1 protein-coding gene is annotated in these 1,805 nt (G+C 61.8%); it reads left to right on the top strand.

Annotated elements, in window-relative coordinates; translation table 11 throughout:
• Positions 1-240 precede the first annotated feature (240 nt).
• Positions 241-1,805 (top strand): potassium transporter Kup (locus tag ACWGTI_RS32350; RefSeq protein WP_454590640.1); only part of this gene is annotated, 1,565 nt, incomplete at its 3' end.

Below are 1,805 nucleotides of genomic sequence, written 5' to 3'. Positions count from 1 at the left end.
GGACTGGCCCGCACCGCTGCCGATGCGACCGAGTATTTCCAGATCCCGACCGGGCGCGTGGTTGAAATCGGCACGCAAGTCGCCATTTGACAAGTGTCCTCGCCGGAGCCCGCCAAAGCTGCCATGACCAGGCAGATCGCGAGAAGCCCCGCGTTGCAAGCATGAGTGCCATAACCTTACGGCACTTGATATTGCATCGCAGCAAGCGTAGAGCACCGCGCGCTTATCGGAGTGTCGTCCATGGCCCTTACCAACACTGGTAGTGAGGCAGAACCCGTCGAACAATCGAGCCATCCCGAAATTGAACAGCATAGCACCAAGGTGCTGATGCTGGGCGCGCTCGGCGTGGTCTATGGCGACATCGGCACCAGCCCGATCTACGCGTTCCGCGAGGCGCTGGTGGCGTCATCCGGCGGCGAGATCGCCGACCGCGGCGATATTCTAGGCGTTTTGTCGCTGATCATCTGGTCGCTGACGATCATCGTCACCATCAAATACATCAATTTCGTGTTGCGCGCCGACAACCGCGGCGAGGGCGGCGTGCTGTCGCTGATGGCATTGGCGCGCGGCAGTCTCCCGACACGCTCGGCGATCATTCTCGCCGTCGGCATCGTCGGCGCGTCGCTGTTCTTCGGCGACGCCGTCATTACGCCGGCGATCTCGGTGCTGTCGGCGGTCGAGGGCATGAATGTCGTCACGCCGACCTTCCAGCCCTATGTCGTGCCGCTGACGCTGGTCATCCTGGCAATCCTGTTTTCGGTACAGCGATTCGGTACCGGCGGTGTCGGGCTGATCTTCGGGCCGATCACGGCGGTCTGGTTCCTGGCAATCGGCCTTTCCGGCCTGAACCACATCATCGCCGATCCGGAAATCCTGTGGGCGGTCAGCCCGCACTATATCGTCGCTTTCCTGATGAATTCGCCCGACGTCGCCTTCGTCACCATCGGCGCCATCTTCCTAGCCGTCACCGGCGCCGAGGCGCTTTATGCCGATCTCGGCCATTTCGGCCGCAAGCCCATCGTGCTCGCCTGGCTGGCAATCGTGTTTCCGTGCCTCTTGCTCAACTATGCCGGGCAGGGCGCTTTCGTGCTGGCCAAGAACGGCCATGTCGGTCATCCGTTCTTCGAGATGAACGAGGGCTGGACGCTGATCCCGATGGTCGTCCTGGCGACGGCGGCAACGGTGATCGCAAGCCAGGCGGTCATATCAGGCGCGTTCTCGCTGACCAGGCAAGCGGTGCAGCTCAACATGCTGCCGCGCCTGGAAATCCTGCATACGTCGGAACGGCAGTCCGGCCAGATCTACATGCCGCGCGTCAACCTTTTGCTGGCGCTGGTCGTGATGATGCTGGTGGTCGGCTTCGGCGAATCGAGCAAGCTGGCCTCCGCCTACGGCATCTCGGTGACCGGCAACATGCTGGTGACGACGGTGCTGTTGTTCGTCGTCATGACGCGTATCTGGAAGTGGCGGCTGTGGGTAGCAGTGGCGATGACGGGATTGTTCCTGTTCATCGACATCGGCTTTTTTGCCTCCAACATCGTTAAGGTGTTCGAAGGCGGTTGGGCGTCGCTGGCGGTGGCCTTCACCATCGTGCTCGGCATGTGGACCTGGGTGCGCGGCAGCCGCTACCTCTTCGACAAGACCCGCCGCAACGAGATCCCGCTCGATTTCCTGGCCGGCAATCTTTTGAAGAAGAAGCCGCAACTGGTCGCCGGCACCGCCGTGTTTCTGACCAGCGATCCGCAAAGCGCGCCGACGGCGCTGATGCACAGCCTGAAGCATTACAAGGTGCTGCACGAGCAGAA

The sequence above is a fragment of the Mesorhizobium sp. ArgA1 genome (genome assembly GCF_053714375.1).
This window is presented reverse-complemented; position numbering and strand designations above follow the sequence as displayed.